Source organism: Bifidobacterium saguinibicoloris (assembly GCF_019331725.1).
In the GTDB taxonomy this organism is placed as follows: Bacteria; Actinomycetota; Actinomycetes; order Actinomycetales; family Bifidobacteriaceae; genus Bifidobacterium; species Bifidobacterium saguinibicoloris.
The window spans coordinates 165,024-185,207 of sequence record NZ_JAHBBF010000004.1; the positions used below are offsets into that span (position 1 = coordinate 165,024).

13 protein-coding genes and 3 tRNA genes are annotated in these 20,184 nt (G+C 66.4%); 6 read left to right on the forward strand and 10 right to left on the reverse strand.

Annotated features, from left to right (window positions below):
- Positions 1-128 precede the first annotated feature (128 nt).
- Positions 129-1,475, forward strand: a complete 1,347-nt coding sequence (locus KIH78_RS04410; protein WP_219131428.1) for a hypothetical protein — start codon at positions 129-131, stop codon at positions 1,473-1,475.
- Between the two features lie 80 nt (positions 1,476-1,555).
- Here the strand turns inward: KIH78_RS04410 and KIH78_RS04415 are convergent, their stop codons facing one another.
- From KIH78_RS04415 to KIH78_RS04445, 7 genes are all read right to left on the reverse strand, one after another.
- Positions 1,556-4,675, reverse strand: a complete 3,120-nt coding sequence (locus tag KIH78_RS04415; protein ID WP_219131429.1) for a bifunctional [glutamine synthetase] adenylyltransferase/[glutamine synthetase]-adenylyl-L-tyrosine phosphorylase — start codon at positions 4,673-4,675, stop codon at positions 1,556-1,558.
- 120 nt (positions 4,676-4,795) lie between these two features.
- Positions 4,796-5,647 carry a methylenetetrahydrofolate reductase [NAD(P)H] gene (gene metF, locus KIH78_RS04420; protein WP_214311093.1) on the reverse strand — a complete coding sequence of 284 codons (852 nt, stop codon included), beginning with the start codon at positions 5,645-5,647 and terminating at the stop codon, positions 4,796-4,798.
- A 99-nt stretch (positions 5,648-5,746) separates the two neighbouring features.
- Complete coding sequence (gene metE / locus KIH78_RS04425) at positions 5,747-8,053, reverse strand: 5-methyltetrahydropteroyltriglutamate--homocysteine S-methyltransferase (protein ID WP_219131430.1); 2,307 nt, start codon at positions 8,051-8,053, stop codon at positions 5,747-5,749.
- 237 nt (positions 8,054-8,290) lie between these two features.
- Positions 8,291-8,848: a SixA phosphatase family protein gene (locus KIH78_RS04430; RefSeq protein WP_219131431.1), complete on the reverse strand. Its 558-nt coding sequence runs from the start codon at positions 8,846-8,848 to the stop codon at positions 8,291-8,293.
- A 118-nt stretch (positions 8,849-8,966) separates the two neighbouring features.
- Positions 8,967-10,025, reverse strand: a complete 1,059-nt coding sequence (locus KIH78_RS04435) for a tRNA (adenine-N1)-methyltransferase (protein ID WP_219131432.1) — start codon at positions 10,023-10,025, stop codon at positions 8,967-8,969.
- Between the two features lie 54 nt (positions 10,026-10,079).
- Complete coding sequence (locus KIH78_RS04440) at positions 10,080-10,970, reverse strand: transporter substrate-binding domain-containing protein (protein ID WP_219131433.1); 891 nt, start codon at positions 10,968-10,970, stop codon at positions 10,080-10,082.
- A 14-nt stretch (positions 10,971-10,984) separates the two neighbouring features.
- On the reverse strand, positions 10,985-11,935 hold the full coding sequence (locus KIH78_RS04445; protein WP_214311103.1) for a magnesium transporter CorA family protein: 951 nt from the start codon (positions 11,933-11,935) through the stop codon (positions 10,985-10,987).
- 225 nt (positions 11,936-12,160) lie between these two features.
- Between KIH78_RS04445 and KIH78_RS04450 the strand changes: the two genes are divergently transcribed.
- Positions 12,161-13,393: a THUMP-like domain-containing protein gene (locus KIH78_RS04450; RefSeq protein WP_219131434.1), complete on the forward strand. Its 1,233-nt coding sequence runs from the start codon at positions 12,161-12,163 to the stop codon at positions 13,391-13,393.
- A 19-nt stretch (positions 13,394-13,412) separates the two neighbouring features.
- On the opposite strand, the gene KIH78_RS10580 is transcribed toward KIH78_RS04450, so the two are convergent.
- Positions 13,413-14,525 (reverse strand): hypothetical protein, encoded by a 1,113-nt coding sequence (locus KIH78_RS10580; protein ID WP_236034408.1) that lies wholly within the window; start codon positions 14,523-14,525, stop codon positions 13,413-13,415.
- 129 nt (positions 14,526-14,654) lie between these two features.
- Complete coding sequence (locus tag KIH78_RS04460; RefSeq protein WP_214311118.1) at positions 14,655-15,590, reverse strand: DMT family transporter; 936 nt, start codon at positions 15,588-15,590, stop codon at positions 14,655-14,657.
- A 257-nt stretch (positions 15,591-15,847) separates the two neighbouring features.
- On the opposite strand from KIH78_RS04460, the gene KIH78_RS04465 reads away from it, so the two are divergent.
- From KIH78_RS04465 to KIH78_RS04480, 4 genes are all read left to right on the forward strand, one after another.
- Positions 15,848-16,252, forward strand: a complete 405-nt coding sequence (locus KIH78_RS04465) for a pyridoxamine 5'-phosphate oxidase family protein (protein ID WP_219131435.1) — start codon at positions 15,848-15,850, stop codon at positions 16,250-16,252.
- 246 nt (positions 16,253-16,498) lie between these two features.
- A tRNA-Ala gene (locus KIH78_RS04470) sits at positions 16,499-16,574 on the forward strand.
- Positions 16,575-16,606: 32 nt separating this feature from the next.
- Positions 16,607-16,682, forward strand: a tRNA-Ala gene (locus KIH78_RS04475).
- Positions 16,683-16,714: 32 nt separating this feature from the next.
- Positions 16,715-16,787: transfer RNA gene (locus KIH78_RS04480), tRNA-Ala, on the forward strand.
- 522 nt (positions 16,788-17,309) lie between these two features.
- Here the strand turns inward: KIH78_RS04480 and KIH78_RS04485 are convergent.
- Positions 17,310-19,787, reverse strand: a complete 2,478-nt coding sequence (locus KIH78_RS04485; protein ID WP_214311127.1) for a phosphoketolase — start codon at positions 19,785-19,787, stop codon at positions 17,310-17,312.
- Between the last annotated feature and the right edge of the window lie 397 nt (positions 19,788-20,184).

Genomic DNA, 20,184 nt, shown 5'->3' on the forward strand with positions numbered 1-20,184 from the left:
CACCATGATAGGGCGGCTTCCGTCCGACGGAAGCCCGCCGGCCCACCGGACATATGGCGCCGCTCCCCGCACTCGACTAGAATCGGTATCGCAACGACAGCGACAGGCCGCGAAGCGAGGGGGATTCGATGAGCAACGCCAACCCGTACCAACCCAACCCATATCAACCCAACCCGGGCCAGCCGAACCCACCCGGGTCATACGGACCGTACGGCGCCCCCGGCACGCCGGGGCCGGGCATGCCCCAGCCGTCCGCGATGCCGGGCGGACCGATGCCGGGCGGACCGGGCCATCCGGGATACCGTTCCCCCTACGGCGCGCCCGGGCAGCCGTACGGACCGGCGCCGCGCAAAAGGGGCGGCGCCGGTCTGGCCGTGGGCCTCACGGTGGGCGGCGCCGCGCTGCTCGTCGTGGTGCTGCTCTGCGTGTTCGTGTTCTTCGGCGCGCGCAACGCCATGCGTTCGGCGTTGGAGAACGCCGGCGCCACGCAGAGCCAGACGGGCGGCGGAAGCGGCACGGGATCATCGGGATCGGGAGGCGGTTCAGGCTCCGCCGGAGGACTCGACTACGGCTATTCGGACGGCGGCAGCCACGACACCATCATCAACTGCAACGACGCCGAGGAGTACATCAAGTACTCGGACACGGTCAAGGGCCTGTACGACAAGTACAACAAGCAGCTGGTGGACGGCACCATCTTCGCGGACAACAACCTGCCCGCCAACCAGGACAGCGCCGACTACGTCCACGATTTCATGATCATCATCACCGACCACAAGGCGGCGCTCAACTTCGGATGCGTCACGAACTCCACCAGCATGGACGAGGTGAACGACCAGTACGCCGCCAAGGTCAACGAAGTCCTCGAAGTGGAGCGCAAGTTCAAGGCGCACGAGGACTTCGACGTGAAGATCAAGATCACGCGCAAGGACGGGTCCGTCTACGAATCGGACGGCGCCGCGCCGGAGGGCACCGCGGCGGACGACCTCGAGACGAAGATCAAGGCCGTGTCCGTCTCCAAGGGCTCGGACGGCACGTATCTCGCGGCCGGGGAGTCGCTGATCACGGCGGCCGGCATGGTGCCCAACTACAACTACGACGAGATCTTCACCTACTGCACGCGCACCACGGGCGACACGAGCACCATCGCGGCCTCGTTCTGCACGGCCAGCCCGAACGTCGTGTACATCAACCAGACGCGCTCCGACTTCTCCCTCATGGTCAAGGACGACTCCTACGTGGACATCATCAAGCACGAGCTCTCGCACGCGCTCATCAACGCGCGCTGCGGCACCACGCGCCCCGCGTTCGGCGTGGAGCCGGAGGGGCTGACCAACAGCTACGCGGTGAAGTTCCTCGGCGCGGACAAGGCGAACACGCAGAAGGACATCGCCTCGTTCCCGGAGTACGCCATCACCGCCCAGACCGACCAAGCGGCCGACATGGTGCACAACGGGCAGTGCAAGGCGAGCTGAGACCGAGCCGAGACATCCACACGTCCGGGGGACGGCCGGAACCGGTCCGGTTCGGCCGTCCCCCGGATGGTTCGGGGCGCTCAGCGCCCGTAGAACAGCCGTTCGGTGACCTCGCGGGCCTTGCGCATCACGGCGAGCAGGTCGTTCTCGAAATGCTGGCCGCGGTTCGCGTCGTAGCCGAGGTAGACGGCGATGCCGCCGAGCGAGTACATGTCGTCCGGCAGGATGTCCGCCTGGTTCACGCGCCCGCTCCACAGGTAGTTGCCGTTGCGGGCCGCGGTGCACATCGTCCATGCGCGGCGCAGCGTGAGCGCGTCGGCGGTGTCGATGAGCCGGCGCCGTTCCAGCGCGTCCAGCGCCTCGAGCGTGCCGCCCACGCGCAGCTCCTTGACGTCGCCCGCGTGCATGAGCTGCATGAGCTGCACGGTCCATTCCACGTCGGACAGGCCGCCCTTGCCGAGTTTGAGATGGCGTTCGCGCCGGACGCCGCGGGGCAGGCGTTCGGCCTCCATGCGCGCCTTGAGCTTGCGGATGTCCGCGATCTCGGCGTCCGTCAGGGCCACGTGCGGATAGCGCAGCGGATCGGCGAGGTTGGCGAGGAAGTCCCCGGCGAGGGCCCTGTCACCGGCCGCATACCGCGCGCGCAGCAGCGCCTGGTGCTCCCAGGTGCTCGCCCATGCGCGGTAGTACTCCTCGCAGGAGGCGTAGGAGCGGACGAGCGGGCCGTTCTTGCCTTCGGGACGCAGGTCCAGGTCGAGTTCGATCTTCGGTTCCAGCGTGGAGGGCCCCTGCAGGATGGCGCGCAGGTCCTCGGTCACTTTGCGGGCGAACCGGTTGGCCGCGGCGTCGTCGGCGCCGTCGGTCGGGCGGTAGACGAGGATCGCGTCGGCGTCGGAGCTGAAGTTCACCTCGCGGCCGCCGTACCGGCCCATGCCGATGACGGCGAGGGTGGCGGGCGCGTCGGCGGCGGACGAGCTGTCGCCGGCGAGCTCGCGCGTGCGGTTGGCGACGGCCCATGCCAGTGCGGCGTCGATGATCGCGTCGTAGACGTCGGTCATGCCTTCGAGGGATGCGGCGTCATCCATCACGCCGCTCATCCAGGCCAGGCCGATCCGTTCGATCTCATGCCGACGCATGGCGCGCATCGACGTGGCGAAGTCGCGCAGGTCGCGCGCGTTGCGTTCGAGCGAGGAGCGGCATTGCACGTCGAGGCTTTCGCGCGTCCGCGCCTTGAGCTGCGTGTCGTCGCCCAGCCAGGTCACCGATTCGACGGATTTGTTGAGCGCGTCGCCGAGGAACCGCGAGTTGGACAGCACGTGGCACAGGCGCTGCGCCGCGGAGTTGGAGTCGCGCAGGAAGCCGAGGTATTCGCTGTCGGTGCCGAAATGCTCCTCGAGCCTGCGCCAGTTCAGCAGTCCCATGTCCGGGTTCTGTCCCTGTCCGAGCCATTCGAGCACGGCGGGCAGGATGATCCGGTTGATCTTCGCGGCGCGGCCGATTCCGGCGGTCAGGGCCGTGACGTGGCGCATGGCGGCGTCCGGGTCGCCGAAGCCGATGGAGCTGAAGCGCTCCTGCGCGGCCTGCTTGCTCAGGTCGATCTGGTCGTCCTCGAGCTGGGCGGACACGGGCAGCATGGGCCGGTAGTAGATGTCGAGGTGGAGGTGGCGCACCTCGCGGCGTGTCTCGTCGTAGCGTTCGACGAGCTCCTCGGGGTGCATGCGGAACGTGCGGGCCACGCGGCGCAGCTCCTGGTTCTGGTTGAGCTTGTCGACGTCCACGTCGCGTTTGCGTTCGAGGCCGCCAAGGTTGGCCGCGGCGCCGAGGTCGGGGAACAGGTGGGTGCGTTTGAGCGCCCACATCTGCTGACGGTGTTCGAGCACGCGTTCGAACCGGTAGTCGGCGGAGAGTCTGGCGGCCTGCTTGCGTGAGACGTACCCGCCTTCGGCGAGCCGCGCCAGCGATTCGAGCGTGGATCGGGTGCGCAGCGTCTCGTCGGAGCGGCCGTGGACGAGCTGGAGCATCTGCACGGTGAATTCCACGTCGCGCAGACCGCCGCGGCCGAGCTTGATCTCCCGGTCCTTGAGCGGGGCCGGGATGAGGTCCTCGACGCGTTTGCGCATGCGCTGGCAGTCGTAGACGAAGTTGTCGCGTTTGGAGGCGCTCCAGACGAACGGGCGGGTCATATCCATGTACCGTCGGCCCAGTTCCGGGTCGCCGGCCACGGGCCTGGCCTTGAGCAGCGCCTGGAATTCCCAGTTCTCCGCCCACTGCTCGTAGTATCCCTGATGCGACGCGATGGTGCGGACGAGCGGGCCGTCCTTGCCTTCGGGGCGCAGCCCGCCGTCGATCTGCCACAGCGTGGGTTCGGCCACGCCCATGATGACGGACTGGCATACGCGTTGCAGCGTGGTGGCCATCTTGGTGCCGGTACGGATGAGCTCCTGACGGCCGATCTCCTGGTCGGCGGGTTCGACGGCGTAGATGAGGTCCACGTCGGACACGTAGTTGAGCTCCTGCGCGCCGAGTTTGCCCATGCCGATGATGACGAACCGCACGTGTTCGGCGCCGGAGACCTCGTGCCGGGCGATGGCGAGCGCGCCTTCGAGGGCCGCGTCGGCCAGGTCGGACAGCTCGCGGCTGATGGTCGGCTGGATCGCGCAGGGATCGTCGGCGGTGGCGTCCTGCGCCATGATGGCGGCGAGCTGCCGCCGGTAGGTGCCGCGCAACGCGGTGGCGGCGTCGGCGAGCGTCAGGGTGGCGACGGGGGCGGCGGTCTCGTCCGGATCGGCGCCGACGGCTTTGAGGATGTGGGCGCGTCGTTGCGCGTGGTTGTACAGGTGGCTGTTGCAGGCGTCCCTGGAGGCGGCCTCGACGAGTTCGGGCCTGAACCGCATGAGCTTGCCGAGCGCGTCGGACACGCCGAGCACGGTGACGAGCCGTTCGAACGCCGCCTCGTCGGGCACCATGTGGTCGAAGTCACGGCCCTGGCTCTGCACGGCGTTGGTGATGCTCACCAGGTTGGCGAGCGCGGCGTCCGGATCGCAGGCTTCGCCGAGGGCCTTGAGCACGAACCGCAGTCGTTCGTCGGGCACCCCGTCCGCCTTGAGCCGGCCGAGCATGGACCGTGCCTCGTCGAGGTCCTGGAGCCCCGCGCGGATGAGGTCCATGGCGGTGGGGCGGAATGCGTCGTTTGCGTTCATACTTAGCTAATGTACACTGCGCGCGGCGCGTCCCGCCGGACCGTCCCGCCATGTCCCGGAGGTCTCCGTCCCCGAGGTCCCGGAGATCCCGGAGATCCCGGAGATCCCGGGACCCCGGCCTCACTCGGCGTCGGCGAACAGGGGGCGCACGTTGCGCCAGATGCGGCGCGTGGTGGCGGGGCGGTTCATCGTGTACAGGTGCACGCCGTCCACGCCGTGCGCCACCAGATCGGTGATCTGCGCCGAGGCGTAGTTGATGCCGGCCTCGCGCAGACTGGGCACGTCGTTCCCCCACCGTTCGAGCAGGGCCTCGACGGGCCCGGGGATGCGCGTGTTGTTCTTATCCGCCATGGATCGGACGGATTTCGCGCCGGAGATCGGCATGATGCCCGCCTCGATCGGAACTTCGATGCCGGCGGCCCGCACCTTGTCGAGGAACCGGTAGAAGTCCCCGTTGTCGTAGAACAGCTGGGAGATCAGGTGGCTGGCGCCCGCGTCCACCTTGGCCTTGAGGTGTTCGATGTCCTTGTCGAGGGATTCGGCCTGGATGTGGCCCTCCGGGTAGCATGCGCCGAACACCTTGAGGTCGGGCCTGCGCTCGCGGATGTAGCGCACCAGGTCGATGGCGTGCTCGAACACGCCGACGGGCTCCTCGCCTTCGATGTAGTCGCCGCGCAGGGCGAGCACGCCGCCGACGCCCGCGTGCTCGAACATCTCGAGCGCCTCGTCGACCTTGGCCTCGTCCGAGTACAGGGCCGTCAGGTGCGCGACGGTGGGGATGCGGTACTCCTTACGAATCGTGTTGGCGATGCGCGCGGTGGCCGTGCGGTCGGCGTGGGTGCCGTGCCCGTAGGTCACCGAGATGAAGTCCGGGTCGAGTCCCTGCAGTCCGTCCAGCGTGTCGTAGATGGTGCCGACCGGGGCGTCCCTCTTGGGCGGGAACACCTCGAGCGAGAACATCGGCTTGTGCATGTCGTCTCCTTCATGGATGAGGCTCCCTCTGGCGAGGGAGCCTCCTGTTCGTTCCTCACGCCGACGGCCGGCTCCGTGTCCGGTCCGTCTGCGGGGCCGTCACTTGCCGAGCTGCGCGCGCACGGCCTTGGCGGCGGCCACGAGATGCTCGAGGCTCGGCCAGGTCTCCGCGTTGCCGCGGGTCTTCAGGCCGCAGTCCGGGTTGATCCACACCTTCTCGACGTCCATCTTCTTGAGGATCTCGCCGATGCGCTCCTCGATCTCCTGCTCGGAGGGGATGCGCGGGGAGTGGATGTCGTAGACGCCCGGGCCGGCCTCGGTCTCGAAGTTGGCCTCGTGGATGGCGTCGAGCACGACGAGGTCGCCGCGGGACGCCTCGAAGGAGATCACGTCGGCGTCCATCGCGTCGATGTCGCGGATGATGTCGTTGAACTCGGAGTAGCACATGTGCGTGTGAATCTGCGTGGTGGGCTTGACGCCGGAGTGCACGAGACGGAACGCGGGCACGGCCCAGTCGAGGTACTTGGAGTGCCAGTCGGTCTTCCTGAGCGGCAGCTTCTCGCGCAGGGCGGCCTCGTCGATCTGGATGACCTTGATGCCGGCGGCCTCGAGGTCGAGCACCTCGTCGCGGATGGCGAGGGCGAGCTGCTGGGTCTGCTGCTCGTGGGTGATGTCCTCGCGCGGCCAGGACCAGTTGAGGATGGTGACCGGACCGGTGAGCATGCCCTTCATGACGTGCTTGGTACGGCTCTGCGCGTACGCGGACCACTCGACGGTGATCGGCTTGGCGCGGGAGACGTCGCCCCAGACGATCGGGGGCTTGACGCAGCGGGTGCCGTAGGACTGGACCCAGGCGTTCTTGGTGAACAGGAAGCCGTTGAGGTTCTGGCCGAAGTATTCGACCATGTCGTTGCGCTCGAACTCGCCGTGGACGAGCACGTCGAGGCCGATCTCCTCCTGGTGCCTGATGCAGGCGTCGATCTGGTCCTTGATGAACTGGTCGTACGCCTCCTTGGTGATCTCGCCCTTGCGGAACTTCGCGCGCTCGGCGCGGATCTCGCGCGTCTGCGGGAAGGAACCGATGGTGGTGGTGGGCAGCAGCGGCAGGCCGAGGGCCTCGCGCTGGAGCTTCTGGCGCTCGGCGCGGGCGGGCTGGCGCGTGTAGTCGGCGTCGGTGAGGGCGGCGATGCGCGCCGCGACGGCGGCGTCGGGGGCGACGCGGGTGCCGTCGAACAGCGCCTGGTTGGCCTTGAGCGCGGCGGAGGCCTTGCGCTCCTCGTCGGTGGCGTCGGCGAGGCCGGCGATCTCCTTGAGTTCGCCGAGCTTCTCGACGGCGAACGCGAAGTGCTTGAGCACGGCCGGGTCGAGGGCGGTCTCGCCTTCGGTGCTGAACGGCACGTGCAGCAGGGAGCTGGCGGTGGAGACGGCGACGTTCGGCGTGACCTGCCTCAGGGCGTCGACGAGGCCGAGGCTCGCGGCGTAGTCGTTGCGCCAGATGTTGCGGCCGTTGACGACGCCCGCGAAGATGACGGTGCCTTCGGCCACGCCGTACTTGGCGACGGCGGCGAGGTTCTCGTCCTTGCCTTCGTTGAGGTCGAGGCCGATGCCGTCGAAGCCGAGCAGGTTGACGGTCTCGTACACGTCGGCGATGTGGCCGAAGTAGGTGTTGAGCAGCACCTTGACCGCGCCCTTGCGCGCGGGCAGGATCTTCGCGTACAGGCTCTTGAAGAGTTCGACGTCGCCCGGCTGCTTGTCGAGCACGAGGAACGGCTCGTCGATCTGCACCCACTTGGCGCCGAGCTCGTTGAACCGGGTGAGCACTTCGGCGTACACGGCGGCGACGGCGTTCACGAGGCCCTTGTCGAAGGTGAGCTCCTGCGCGTCGTCGTCACGGGCGAGCTTGAGGAACGTGTACGGGCCGATGAGGACCGGCTTGGTCTCGATGCCGAGCTCCTTGGCCTCGAGGTACTCGTCGAACGGCTTGGTGCCGTTGAGCTTGATCTCGGTGGACGGTTCGATCTCCGGGACGATGTAGTGGTAGTTGGTGGTGAACCACTTCTTCATCGGCAGGGCGGTGACGTCGCCCTTGTCGCCCTGATAGCCGCGGGACATCGCGAACAGCGTCTCCTCCGGCTCGGCGAAGGCGAGGCGCTGGTAGCGCTCCGGGATCACGTTGAGCAGGATGGCGGTGTCGAGCAACTGGTCGAAGTAGCTGAAGTCGTTGCTCGGGATGAGGTCCACGCCGGCCTCGGCCTGGAGCCTCCAGTGCTTGGCGCGCAGCTCCTTGGCGGTGGCGTGCACGTCGTCGAGGGTGGCGTTCCCCTTCCAGTAGGCCTCGATGATCTTCTTGAGCTCTCGGTTCTGACCGATGCGCGGGAATCCGGACACGGACGTCAGTGCAGCCATGAATCCTCCATACTGCTGTCGTAAACGAAACGGCTTTTCAACCCGCCCAGCCTATCAAACCAACCCGCGAACAGGGTCATCAGCAACGTTGAAGTGTCGCTATAAATCGGCTTTATACCGCCGTTTCCCCGCCCTTGAGGAACAGGAGTCAAGGAGCTGGACGAGTACACGAGCGGCGAGTATACGCCGCCCGTGCCGCCGTCACGCCGGCATGCCCATATACCGGCCGGAAGCCCCTCACTCGAAGTCGTCAGGCCCCATCACCGCGATGAGGTCTCCGGAGTGCACCTGCCATTCCTGGATGGGCGTGTCCGAGCCGAACATCACGACGCCGGCGGTCTGGAGCCCCAGGTTGAGCAGGTCGAGACGCTCCGGGTCCGATTCGGACGAGGCGAGCCATTGGCTGGCGATCGAGACGGTGGGTTCGTGTCCGAGCACCATGAGCACGCGGGTCTTGTCCTTCGCGTGGGTGAGCTCGTCGAACACCGCCTGCATGCCGCCCTCGTACAGGCTTTGATGGTAGTCGACCTTGGGTGCGTCACCGAAGGTCTTGAGCATCTTGCCGCAGGTCTGGCGGGCGCGTTTGGCGGCCGAGCAGACGATCATGTCCGGCACGAGCCCCATGTCGGCGAGCCCCTTGGCGACCTTCTTCGCCTGCTTGAGGCCCTTGGAGGTCAGCCCGCGCCCGTAGTCGCCGTCGGCGCTGAACGGTTCGGCCTTCGCATGCCGCATGATGATGAGGATGTGGCCGTATTTTCCGGCCCGTTTGGCCACCTTGCGCGGATTGGCTCCCATGTCGTCCCTCCTGATGACGGTTCCGTCTGTGCAACGGCGCCGATCACGTCCACCCATGATCTCTTGTGAACGTTCACGACGATAGTTGAACAATTGTACCGCCATCGCGCGGCGCCGACTACCGTTCCGGCAGCGCGTCGACCATCCGGTCGAGGTCGCGCAGCACCTTGCGCAGTTTGCGGTCGGAGATGTCGCGCAGTTCGAGGTCCTCGAGCTGCGCCTCACGCTCCTCGGGCGTGAGGTCGTCCACGTCGGTGACGGTGTCCTTGGTGGGGCGTTCGCGCTTCCTCAGCGCCTCGAATCCGGGCGCCATGGCGCGCGTGACGACGAGGAAGCCGGTGTGTCCGATCATCTGATGGTCGGGGCGCACGGCCAATCCCTGCGCCTTCCAGCTGCGTTCCAGTGTCTCCTGCACGGCCGGCTCGGTCCATACGCCTGCGGCGCGCAGCGCCTCGACGAGCCTGCTCATCTGCGTGGTGGTGGTGACGTAGGCGATGAGCACGCCGCCGGGGGCGATGACCCGCCACGCCTGTCCGAGACGGTTCCACGGGTCGAGCATGTCGAGCACGATGCGGTCGTAGCCGTGCTCGGGCAATCCGGCCGCCACGGAGTCGAAGTCGCCGGTTCTGAGGTCCCACCAGGAGGGGCGGCTCCCGTAGTAGACGGTGGCGTTCGCCTCGGCCACGCGCGCGAAGTCGGGCCTGAGCTCGATGGTGGTGAGGGAGCCCTCCTCCCCCACCGCGTCGAGCAGGTTGAGGCTCATGGCTCCGGAGCCGGCGCCTGATTCGAGCACCCGATGGCCAGTGCGGATGTCGCCGAGCTGGATGACCTGGGCGATGTCCTTCGGGTACATGATCTGCGCGCCGCGCGGCATGGAGAGCACGTAGTCGGCCAGCCGGGGGCGCATCACGGCGTACTGCCATCCTCCGATGGCGCGCGCCGCCTTCCACGGCTTGCCCGCGTCGCGCTCCGGGTGGAGCGGGTTGGTCTGGGCGTCCCGTTTGGCGGTGACGGTGGTGACGACGACGCCTTCGGTCCGTCCGATGACGTCGTCGTGCAGGATGAGGCCGTGTTCGGTCTGCGTCGAGCCGCCGGCGATCAGCTGTTCGGTGATCTTCCTGCCCCTGCGGTCGGTGAACTGCACCTTCTCCCCCGCCGTAAGCGGCCCACGTCGCATCGCGTCTCTCCTTCGGTCTTCGTGTGTCTTCGGCCCGCCCATCCTATCCGACGGTCAGGAGGCGCGCCATCCGGTGGCGTCCGTCAGCCCGGCCAGCGCCTCCGCGTAGGTTCCGTCGGCGCGCATGTCGGCGATGGCGTCGGCGACGTCGTCGGCCAATGTCTCCGCCCCCGGGGCGACGGCCACCGCGTACCGCACGGTCCCGTAGGAGATGCCGGGCACGCGCGTCACGAGCGCCCGGCCCACGGCCCTGGCGAGCCCGGCGAGCACCACCGAATCCCCCGCCACGGCATCCGCGGTGCCGATCATGAGGTCGGTGACGCATTGGGGGTAGGTGTCCCGTTCGCGCACCCGGGCCTTCGGCTGTTCGGCGAGCAGCGCCTCGCGCGCGCCCGCGCCGGCGACCACGCACACGTTCCGGCCGGCGAGGGAGCGCATGTCCCGGATCCCGTCCGCGTCCGGATGCACCGTGTCGGCGTCGTCCCCGTCGCCGACGCGCGCCAGCAGGCCCTGCGCGACGGTGAGGTACGGTCCGGCGTAGGCGGGCGCGGAACCGTCGTCCTGAGTATCCTGTCCGTCGGGCATCGGCATGCCGGCGACGACCATGTCCACCGTGCCGTCGTCCAGCAGCGAGGCCCTGTCGGACGGCAGCACCTGCTTGAAGACGATCTGCTTGTTCGCGTACCCGAGCCTGCCCGCCACGTAGCGGGCCACGTCAACCTCGAACCCGTCGTAGGACCCGTCGTGCCACAACGCAAGCCCGGGTTCGTCGGCGGCGACGCCGATCGCGATGGTGGGTCCCTCCGGCTGGGTGAAGGTGGAGGGGGCCTCGCCGCACGCCGCCAGCGGCATGACGCCCGCCGCGACGGCGAGCGCCGCGACGGCCCTGCGCAGGGCCCGTCCCGGGGCGTGGCGCATGGCGCGCGCCGTCGTCCGCTTCCCCATGCCCGTCATCCACGTCACTTGAACATGCGGGAGCGGGTGAGGAACCAGGTGACCACGGCGGACAGGGCTATGGACAGCACGATGATGATGGTGAACCCCCATGGGCTGCCGGTCAGCGGCATGCCGAGCATGCCCTCCTGGAAGTTCATGCCGTACATGGAGAAGATGAGCGTGGGGATGGACAGCGTGATGGAGATGATGGTGAAGATGCGCATCACGTTGTTCAGGTTGTTGGACACGATGGAGGCGAACGCGTCGGTCATGTTCGCGAGAACGCCGCTGTAGATGTTGGCCATCTCGATGGCCTGCTTGTTCTCGGTGATGACGTCGTCGAGCAGGTCCGCGTCGTCCGGGTACTGCTTGATGCGCTGCAGCGTGTTGAGCTTCTCCATCACGATCTCGTTCGATTTGAGGGACGTGGTGAAGTACACCAAGGTCTTGGAGAGCTCCATGAGCATCACGATCTCGCGGTTCTGCATGGAATGGCGGAGCTTGAGCTCGAGCTTGTCGCTCTCGCGGTCGATGATGCGCAGGTAGCGCAGGTACATGGTGGCGTTGCGGTACAGGATCTGCAGGATGAACCGCGAATGCATGTGCGTGTAGAAGTTGCGGATGGTGCCCTCCATGAACGGGTGGAGCACGGGCGTGTCCTGCATGCACACGGTGATGATGAGGTTCTCGGTGACGATGATCGACAACGGGATGGTCTCGTACCAGTCGCGGCCGCCGCGCTCCTCCACGGTGGGGATGTCCACGATGACCATCGTGTAGTCGTCCTCCACGTCCACGCGGGAGCGTTCCTCGTCATCCAGCGGGGCCCTGAGGTCGGCGAGGTCGATGCCGGTCTCCGAGGCGACGGTGGCGAGCTCCACGTCGGTCGGTTCGCTCAGGCACAGCCAGGAGCCGTTCTCCGGTTTGTCCACACGCTCCACCTGGCCGTTAATGGTGCTGAACATCCTCAACATCGTCTCTCACCCGCCTTTCGCATCCCACGTGGGAGGCTCCCGCCGTCCCGTCGCATGGGCGCCGGCGGACCCCGCGGACGCCCTGGCCCGGATCCTCTCCGGCCAAACGTCGTCAAGTCTAGTCCCATGGCGGGGACTTGCGCCACCCCGCCGGCCCCGGCCACGGTGAATTCGCGGTGAACCGTCCGTGGCCCCGGCCCACGGCACGGACCGTAGAATGGCAGGATGATGATTTCCGATTCGACGCGTGCGTTCGTCGCCGCGCACCGCCACGACGACGTCCGCGACCTGGCCCTGCACGCACGGCGCGACGCCGACGTGGACATGCCGATGGCGCTGGACCAGATCGCCGGATGGCGGACGGCGTCGCGCAAGCTGCCGGAGTGGGCGGCATGCGACGATGTGCTCTACCCGCCGCACCTGTCGATGGAGCAGTGCTCGTCCCAGTTCACCGCGCGCTACAAGGAGGCGCTGGCCCGCCGGATCGTCGCCCCGGAGGCGGGCGCGGAAGGGCCGGCCGGCGTGCTGGTGGATCTCACCGGAGGCTTCGGCGTGGACTGCTCGTACATGTCGCGGGCGTTCACCCGCGCCGTCTATGTGGAGCGACAGCCGCACCTGTGCGCGCTGGCCCGCCACAACATGGCCGCGTTGGGGCTTGGCCATGTGGACGTGGTGCAGGCGGACGCGTCCGACTACGTGGCGTCCATGGATCGGGCGGACATGGTCTTCATCGACCCCGCACGCCGCGACGGGCACGGCGGACGCACCTACGCCATCGCCGACTGCACGCCGGACGTGCTGGGCATGCTGGACGCGATCCTCGCCGTCACGCCGCATCTCATGGTCAAGCTCTCCCCCATGCTCGACTGGCGCAAGACGGTGGAGGATTTCCGGGGGCACGTGGAGCAGGTGCATCTGGTATCCACGGGCAACGAATGCAAGGAGCTTTTGCTCGTCGTGGGACGGGGGACGTGCGACGACCCGCTGCTCGTGTGCGTGAACGACGACCAGCGGCTGGAATGCCACGCGTCCGAGACGGACGGCAGGTCCGGGCCGGACGCGGCGACCGTCACGGGCGACGGGGACGGCGTCCCGGCGCGGACATACCTGTTCGAACCGAACGCCTCGGTCATGAAGGCAGGATGCTTCAGCCTGCTCGAGGAGCGCTTCGACGTGCACGCCGTGGGCCGCAACAGCCATCTGTTCCTCGCCGGCCATGACGTCGCCGGGTTCCCGGGACGGCGTTTCGTGGTGGAGAGGACCTCCACGATGGGGAGGAAGGAGCTGCGCGCGGCGCTGTCCGACCTCACGCACGCGAACATCGCCGTGCGCAACTTCCCCATGTCCGTGGAGGCGCTGCGGCGCAGGCTGAAGCTCAAGGACGGCGGGGACGCCTACCTGTTCGCCACGACGGACCACACGGGACGGCATATCGTCATCCGCGCCGTCAAGGCGTGACGCCCCGATCCCGCGCCGTTCACTCGCCCGAGGAACCGGTGCCGGACGAGGAGCCGGACGAATCCGTCGAACCCGACGAAGACCCGGTCGACGAATCCGTGGAGCCCGTCGAACCGGAACCGGTGGAACCGGACGAGGAGGAACCCGTCGACGAATCCGTGGAGCCCGTCGAACCGGAACCGGTGGAACCGGACGAGGAGGAACCCGACGAACCGGACGAGGACGAACCGGACGAACCGGACGACGAGCCCGTCGAACCGGAACCGGTGGAATCGGACGTCGAGCCGGACGAAGAGGTGCCGGAGGACGTCGAACCGGACTGGGAGGAGCCGGAGGACTCCTTGTCCTTGCCGGTGGATCCGGTGCCGTAATCGTATCCGTCGTCGGAGGTCTCCGGCTTGGACGGGGCCTTCGGCGTCGTGGAGCCGTCGCCGCCCGTGGTGGTCTGCGTCGTGGTGGTGCGGTTCAGCGTGTCCTTCACCACGGTGTCGGTGCCGTTGCCGTTGGTGAACAGCAGCACCAGGCCGGCGGCGAACGCCACGCCGAGCAGGCCGGACACCACGGAGACGATGATGGCCATATGCTTGGGGCTGATGCGGCGCCGGCGCTCCTTGCGGATCGAATCCACGGTGTAGGCGGTGGTGTTGGTGCGGGGCAGCATATCCTCCCCGCTGCGCACGTCGCGCGAACCGATGGTGCGCGGCGCGGCCACGTGGGGCAGCCGTCCGATCTGCGTGGCCTCCGGGTCGACGTCGTCGCCCGTGGGAGCGGCGGACGTGTCCGCGGCGCCCGGACGAGGCGGCAACGGGACCGGCCCCACGGCGGACGCCGCCGCGGACGATTCGGCGGAGGCGGGAGCCTCGTCATCCGAGGCGGCCCCCTCCCCGTCTTCGGACGCCGCACCCGCGTCGCCGTCACCGGACAGCGGGTTCACGGACTGCAGTTTCTCCCCGGACGCCTTGAGGACGTTCTGGTAGACGTTCGCCGCGACCGTGGAGATGACATAGCTGGCCGCCGCGCCGATCACCGAGCCGGCGACGCCGATCTTCGCGGACAACAGGAACGAGGTGACCGCCGCCAGCGAACCTGCGACGATCTGGGAGACGGAAAGACCTTTGAGAAACTTCATCATCGTCGAAGATAACCGTTTTGGCTGGACGCGCGCCGAAGCTTTCCGCAAAGGTGCAGAATGCCCACACGGTCATGGCGAAATCTCCACACATCGCATCCTTAAGGGACGTCCGGACGCTTCCCCACGCATTCAGTTGCGGTGGAGCGAATGCCTCGTGGGATGCACCACGGACAGCAGCACGGCCGCGAAGATGAGCGCGAAGCCCACCAGGGAGCTCCATGTGATGCGCTCACCCCAGAACAGCGCGGAGAAGGACACGGCGAACAGGCTCTCCGTGCACATGATGATCGACGCCTGCGAGGGCGGGACATGCGCGAGCCCGATGTTCTGCATGATCTGCGCGGCCATCGTGGCCCCCAGGAACAGGTAGCAGACGCTGGCCACCACCTGTGGCGCCAGCCAGGAGGCGTCCGGCGTCGGCTCCGTGAACGCGGCGCCGACGAGGAAGAGCACGCCGGCCACGGCGAACTGCACGAACGTCACCGCGATCGGATCGAACCGCTTCGTGTACACGCCCAGACAGGTGAGGTTGAACGAGAAGACCACGGCGGTGCCGATTGTCAACCAGTCGCCGACGGACAGGGACAGCCCCATCCCGCTCTTCAACGAGACGAACCCCACGCCCACGAGGCAGATCACGCCCGCCACCAGGTTCACGGCGCGCGGACGCACCTTCGCCACGATCCACGAGGCGAACGGGGTGAGCACGCAGTAGGCGGCCGTGAGGAACGCGCTGCGCCCCGGGTCGATGGTCTTCAGACCGATCGTCTGCGTGACCATCGTCCCCCAATAGGTGACGCCCACCACCAGCGCGGGGACCACGATGCCCCGATGGAGCGCAGGCAGGATGTGCCGATGGAACAGCGCGAGCATGCATGTGCAGGCGCCGAACATGCGCAGGCCCATGAGCCACTGCGGCGGAATCGCCTCCATCGCCACCTTGGCGAGCAGGTAGCTGCCGCCCCACAGCGCGGCGCAGGCGAGCAGCATGAGACGGGCGAGGTTCGGCGGGAAGGAGCGCGACCATCGGGAACGCAACGTCCCGAACCATCCGCGCACATCCATGGGCCATCACCTCGCAATCGTCGCCGGACCGGCGTCCGGCATCGTTACCACGATACGGCCCGATCGGCGCGCGACATGCGGCCGCAAGCGAAGGAGCGCGGCGCATCCGCCGGTCCGTACGGAAGCACCGGAGCGGGCCGTCGGGCACAGGACAAGGTGAGCATGCTCACAGCGAATCCGGCGCGGGCCCGGCGCACGTCCCCGGCCGATTGGGTAATGTGGAACCGGATACCCCATCGTATGGAAAGGACACCGATATGGCAACGATTACCGCGGAAATGAAGGAATTCATCGAGAACAACCTGGGTTGGATCTCCACCGTCTCCAAGGACGGCCAGCTGGACCTCGGCCCGAAGATGAGCCTGTTCGTGCTGGACGACAACCACATCGCCTACCATGAGCGCACCGCCGGCCAGGCCTACGAGAACCTCAAGGACGGCTCCCCGCTGGTCATCGCGTTCGCGAACCTCGCCGAGAAGAAGGGCTACCGCTTCCGCGGCACCGTCACCCTGCACTCCGACGACGCCATCTACGAGGAGCAGGTGAAGGTCGCCGAGGAGAAGGGCACCAAGAAGCCGGCGGTGATCCCGGTCCTCGAGGTCACCGAGATCCAGAACCTTGCCTCCGGCCCGACCGCCGGCAAGACCATCGCCAAGGACTGACGCCTAAGCGGAGACGCCGAATCTCCCGCGACCTGAGGCCGGGAACCGTGACGCCGTCCCGCGACGGCATGGTTCCCGGCCTTTGTCATGGCCAGTGCGTAAGACGACGGAATGGCGACGGGACAGCGACGGCGGAATGGCGACGACGAAAATGGCGGAATTCCGCGCGACATGCCGTAGTTGCATGATTCGGCAGCTCGTCGTAATGTATACGAGGCTCAAAAAGCGGCCACAACAAATGAATACGGGGCTATAGCGCAGCTGGTAGCGCATCTCCATGGCATGGAGAGGGTCGGGGGTTCGAATCCCCCTAGCTCCACCAGGCATCCGAATGGTTGCCGAATAACAGAATACGGGGCTATAGCGCAGCTGGTAGCGCATCTCCATGGCATGGAGAGGGTCGGGGGTTCGAATCCCCCTAGCTCCACCAGGCATCCGAATGGTTGCCGAATAACAGAATACGGGGCTATAGCGCAGCTGGTAGCGCATCTCCATGGCATGGAGAGGGTCGGGGGTTCGAATCCCCCTAGCTCCACGAACAGCAAGACCCGTGTGATTCCATTGCATGGGTCTTTTTCGTATCTTTTCGAAAGAACAATAGGCACCAGGGACATCTCCCAGCGGCAGTTACGTCCGTTCCTATAGAATCGGACGCCACACAGTCCCAATCCCCAGACGAAACACCCGTTCCTATAGAAACGGACGTATGCACTGCCTACAGGCACCCTCAAACGTCCGTTCCTATAGAATCGGACGCCACACGGTCCCAATCCCCTGGGCCGAACACCCGTTCCTATAGAAACGGACGTATGCACCGCCTACAGGCACCCTCAAACGTCCGTTCCTATAGAATCGGGCGCCACACGGCATCATTCCCACGCGGAACGCGCTTGGGCCCTTCGCCGCCGTGTCTCAACCGCCACCGTGTCTCAGCCATCTTGCGTACATCTGCGTGAGATATGCGTCAAAGCATGCGAAAGGGGCCCGGGAAGCGCTTCCCGGGCCCCTTGGGCTGCAATCATCCTCTCAGAGGACGATCACCTCGTGATCAGACGAATCACTCGTTGTCGCCGGCGGTGGCGGCGGTAGCGGTGATGGCGCCCTTCTCGGAGGTGTTCAGGCCGGAGTACACCCAGTCGGTGTAGTCCGGGTGATCGTAGCCGTTGTCGACCGCGAACTGGAAGGCTTCCTGACGGAAGGCCTCAAGCTCGTTGATCTTGTCGGCGTACTTGTCGGCGTCGATCATGCGCAGGGCCTCGGCGGTCAGCTCGTAGCGATCGATCTCGTTCACGCGGACCATGTCGTACGGGGTGGTGGTGGAGCCCTCCTCCTCGTAGCCGTGGACGTTGAAGTTGTCGTGGTTCGGGCGATCGTAGATCAGACCACGCACGTCGTGCGCGTAGGAGTGGTACGCGAACAGCACCGGCTTGTCGGCGGTGAAGATGTCGGCGAACTCCTCGTCGGAGAGGGCCTCGTCGTTCTCCTTGGCGGACTGCAGAGCGAGCAGGTCAACCACGTTGACGACCTTGAACTTGATGCCCATGGCCTTCAGCTTGTCGGAGGCGGCCATGATCTCCTGGGTCGGGACATCGCCGGCGGCGGCAAGCACGATCTCGGCCTCATCGTTGGACTTCGCGGTGGAGGCCCAATCCCAGGCGGCGGCACCCTTCTCGAGCTCGGCGCGAGCCTCGTCGAGGGACAGCCAGGTGGCGGCCGGCTGCTTGCCGGCGATGATGGCGTTGATCTTGTTGGTGGACTTGTAGCACTTCTCGGCGATGGCCAGCAGCATGTTCGCGTCGGTGGCGAAGTAGATGCCGATGACGTGATCGTTGTGGAAGCACTTGTTCAGCAGCAGGGAGGTGACACCCGGATCCTGGTGCGAGAAGCCGTTGTGGTCCTGGCGCCAGACGTGGGAGGAGACCAGCAGGTTCATGGACGCGATCGGCTTGCGCCACGGGATCTCACGAACGGTGGCCTCGAGCCACTTGGCGTGCTGGTTGAGCATGGAGTCGATCACGTGGACGAAGGACTCGTAGGAGCTCCAGATGCCGTGACGGCCGGTCAGGAGGTAGCCCTCGAGGAAGCCTTCCATCTGGTGCTCGGACAGCTGCTCGACGACCTGGCCGGAGACGTGCATGTGCTCGTCGACCTCATCGGAGATGTAGCCGGCGTCCCACTGCTTGTTGGTGACCTCGTAGGAGGCCTGCAGACGGTTGGAGGCGGTCTCATCCGGTCCGAAGATGCGGAAGTCGTGCGGGTTGTTCTTGATGATGTCGCGGGTGTAGACGCCGAGACGACGGGTGGCCTCGAGCTGGCCCCAGCCGTGGCCGTACTTCTCGACTTCCTTGACGGCGTAGTCCTCGAGGTTCGGGAGCTTCAGGTCGTCACGGATCACACCGCCGTTGGCGTTCGGGTTGGCGCCGATGCGCAGCTCACCCTTCGGCATGAAGGCGAGGACGTCGTCCTTGACGGCGCCGTTCTCGTCGAACAGCTCCTCCGGCTTGTAGGACTCGAGCCAGTTCTTGAGGACCTCGAAGTGGGCCTCGGTGTCGCGGGCGGAGGCCAGCGGCACCTGGTGGGAACGCCAGGAGCCCTCGGTCTTCTTGCCGTCGATGTACTTCGGGCAGGTCCAGCCCTTCGGGGTGCGGAAGATGATCATCGGGTAGAACGGACGGTGCACGTTGTCCGTGTTGGCGGTCGCCTTGATGTCGCAGATCTCGTCCCAGATGGACTCGAACAGGTCGGCGAAGCGACGGTGGATGGACATGTGGTCCTCATCGTCGAAGCCGGCGACGAACTCGTACGGCTCGTAGCCCATGCCGTGGAAGAACTCGTGGAGCTCCTCGTCGGAGATGCGGGACAGGATGGTCGGGTTGGCGATCTTGTAGCCGTTGAGGTGCAGGATCGGCAGCACGATGCCGTCGGTGCGCGGGTTCACGAGCTTGTTGGACTGCCAGCCGGTGGCCAGCGGGCCGGTCTCGGCCTCACCGTCGCCGACGATGGCCGGGACGAAGAGGGACGGGTTGTCCATGATGGCGCCGTAGGCGTGGGACAGGGCGTAGCCGAGCTCGCCACCCTCGTGGATGGAGCCCGGGGTCTCCGGAGCGAAGTGGGACGGGATGCCGCCCGGGTAGGAGAACTGGCGGAAGAACTTCTGAAGACCAGCCTCGTCCTTGGTGATCTTCGGGAAGGTCTCGGTGTAGGTGCCGTCCAGGTAGGACTGCGAGGTGCCGGCCGGGCCGCCGTGGCCCGGGCCCATGATGATCACGGTGTTCTGGCCGTGGTCGGCGATGAAGCGGTTGATGTGGCCGATCAGGAAGTTCAGGCCCGGGGTGGTGCCCCAGTGGCCGACCAGACGGTGCTTGACGTCCTCGCGGGTGAAGGGCTCCTTCATCAGCGGGTTGCTACGCAGGTAGATCTGGCCGATGGAGAGGTAGTTGGCAACGCGCCAGTACTTGTCAACGCCTTCGAGGGCCTCCTCGGAAACCGGAGCGTTCAGCTTCTTCCAGGGGGTGCCAATAACAGGACTCGTCATGTGTACTCCTGTACTCCTGCACACGATCGGGGGATCGCGCGCGATTGATTATTTCTGTTTCGGTCGCGAGGCCCCATAACCTTGCGGTTACGCGGTTTCCCGCTCCCAATCACTCGATATGGTACGAGGACAACGCGACTTTTGAACGATTTCTTGCGAGTATGTTCGGAAATGTTGCAAAAATTGCTGGTTTTGTGTGAATTCGCCGACCGATTGTGCGCATCCCTTTTTTGACGACAAGACATGAAAACGTTGGAATACGGCCGGATAGGCCGCGTCAACCGGATGCGGCCACGTTCGTTTCATTGTGTTCGCTCCCGGCGTGTTGGTGGGGTCACCCGGCGTTGTTTGTTCGTTTTCCGCACATGAATTTGGCCATATGGCCTTGTCTGGCTCG

What these genes read in the sequence shown, in the direction of transcription:
- KIH78_RS04410 (WP_219131428.1), top strand. Translation starts at nt 129, where the DNA reads ATGAGCAACGCCAACCCGTACCAACCCAACCCATATCAACCCAACCCG.
- KIH78_RS04415 (WP_219131429.1), bottom strand. Translation starts at nt 4,675, where the DNA reads ATGAACGCAAACGACGCATTCCGCCCCACCGCCATGGACCTCATCCGC.
- metF (WP_214311093.1), bottom strand. Translation starts at nt 5,647, where the DNA reads ATGCACAAGCCGATGTTCTCGCTCGAGGTGTTCCCGCCCAAGAGGGAC.
- metE (WP_219131430.1), bottom strand. Translation starts at nt 8,053, where the DNA reads ATGGCTGCACTGACGTCCGTGTCCGGATTCCCGCGCATCGGTCAGAAC.
- KIH78_RS04430 (WP_219131431.1), bottom strand. Translation starts at nt 8,848, where the DNA reads ATGGGAGCCAATCCGCGCAAGGTGGCCAAACGGGCCGGAAAATACGGC.
- KIH78_RS04435 (WP_219131432.1), bottom strand. Translation starts at nt 10,025, where the DNA reads ATGCGACGTGGGCCGCTTACGGCGGGGGAGAAGGTGCAGTTCACCGAC.
- KIH78_RS04440 (WP_219131433.1), bottom strand. Translation starts at nt 10,970, where the DNA reads ATGGGGAAGCGGACGACGGCGCGCGCCATGCGCCACGCCCCGGGACGG.
- KIH78_RS04445 (WP_214311103.1), bottom strand. Translation starts at nt 11,935, where the DNA reads ATGTTGAGGATGTTCAGCACCATTAACGGCCAGGTGGAGCGTGTGGAC.
- KIH78_RS04450 (WP_219131434.1), top strand. Translation starts at nt 12,161, where the DNA reads ATGATGATTTCCGATTCGACGCGTGCGTTCGTCGCCGCGCACCGCCAC.
- KIH78_RS10580 (WP_236034408.1), bottom strand. Translation starts at nt 14,525, where the DNA reads ATGATGAAGTTTCTCAAAGGTCTTTCCGTCTCCCAGATCGTCGCAGGT.
- KIH78_RS04460 (WP_214311118.1), bottom strand. Translation starts at nt 15,590, where the DNA reads ATGGATGTGCGCGGATGGTTCGGGACGTTGCGTTCCCGATGGTCGCGC.
- KIH78_RS04465 (WP_219131435.1), top strand. Translation starts at nt 15,848, where the DNA reads ATGGCAACGATTACCGCGGAAATGAAGGAATTCATCGAGAACAACCTG.
- KIH78_RS04485 (WP_214311127.1), bottom strand. Translation starts at nt 19,787, where the DNA reads ATGACGAGTCCTGTTATTGGCACCCCCTGGAAGAAGCTGAACGCTCCG.